The following is a 1,285-nucleotide window of genomic DNA, read 5'->3' as shown; positions in this document are numbered from 1 at the left end:
CGCACACCGGAACCCTGCTCTTCACCGGGCCCGTCACCGCCTCCACCGCCCGGAAAATCGCCTGCGACGCGGACATCATCCCCGTCCTCCTCGGCGGCGAAGGACGGATCCTGGACATCGGCCGCGCCTCCCGGGTCTTCCCGCCCCACCTCCGCAAAGCCCTCACCACCCGCGACCAAGGCTGCACCTTCCCCGGCTGCACCATCCCCGCCCCCTGGTGCGAAGCCCACCACATCACCTACTGGTCCCGCGGCGGAACCACCAGCACAGACAACGGAACCCTGCTCTGCTCACACCACCACCACCTGATCCACAAAGAACAATGGACCATCCAACTCCGCACCGGCATCCCCTGGTTCATCCCGCCACCCCACATCGACCCACGCCAAAAACCCCGACGCAACTACTACTTCCACCCCACAGACCTCAGCCACGCCGCCTGACCCCGGCCGGGGAGGCAAGGCAAGGCAGGATCCGTACGCGCCCAGGCATGCGAGGGCACCGGGACCTCTGAGGATTCCCAAACTCCAACTGACTCGGGCGCGGGACTCAACTGCCCAGGGCAAGCAGGCGGGCCGCGGGGAGACGCCGTCACGGGAACGGGCAGACGTCTGGCACGTAGACGGGCATCGCATGGCAGGGCCTGTGATGGCTCTGCATGGCAAGGCAACGGCACGCTATCGGCGCGACACAGAGTAGCTTCGTCGCGGTCGTCCAGCTGCGATGCCAGACGGCTGGCTCGGGAACGGACAGGGGCAGACGAGCGGGCACGGACGGGGCATGAGCCGGGTCAGCGCCAGCAGGAGCACCACCACCAGCACCGCACAGCGTGCCTTCGTTACCGGCGTCCTGTTGCCGCGGCAGGCGACGCAGGGGCACGCAAATCGCTCAGGCGGGCTATCGCAAACTGGCGCCGGCACAGCATGCGAGGAGTCAATCGTGGCCACCGAATTGCGGGGGCCGCGATGACGGTGAGTCTGTGAGACTCCGCCAGAGGCGGCGCAGCTGTGAGCCGCCGTCGTGACTGCCCCGCCATACGCAGCGGGGCGCGTTGGTCGCGACGGGCCTACCGGGTGACCCACGGCGGCGCGTGTCGGTCCCGTCCGGCCTACCAGGTGACGCACGGCGGCGCATGTCGGTCCCGTCCGGCCTACCAGGTGACGCACGGCGGGGCACGTGTCGGTCGCGTTCGGCCTACCAGGGGACGCACAGCGGCACGTGTCGGTCGCGTTCGGCCTACCAGGGGACGCACAGCGGGGCGTGCCGGTGCCGTCCGGCCTACCGG

At 69.4% G+C, this 1,285-nt stretch carries 1 protein-coding gene; it reads left to right on the top strand.

Translation table 11 applies throughout. The features are described from left to right. Nucleotides 1–443, top strand: a 443-nt coding sequence (locus AB4Y67_RS18980; RefSeq protein ID WP_441407304.1) for an HNH endonuclease signature motif containing protein, incomplete at its 5' end; no start/stop codon positions are given. Nucleotides 444–1,285: the final 842 nt, after the last annotated feature.

The sequence above is a fragment of the Arthrobacter sp. YAF17 genome (genome assembly GCF_052113365.1).
Lineage (GTDB): Bacteria > Actinomycetota > Actinomycetes > Actinomycetales > Micrococcaceae > Arthrobacter.
Note: the sequence above shows the minus strand (reverse complement) of the source record. Positions and strands in the feature narration are given on the sequence as shown.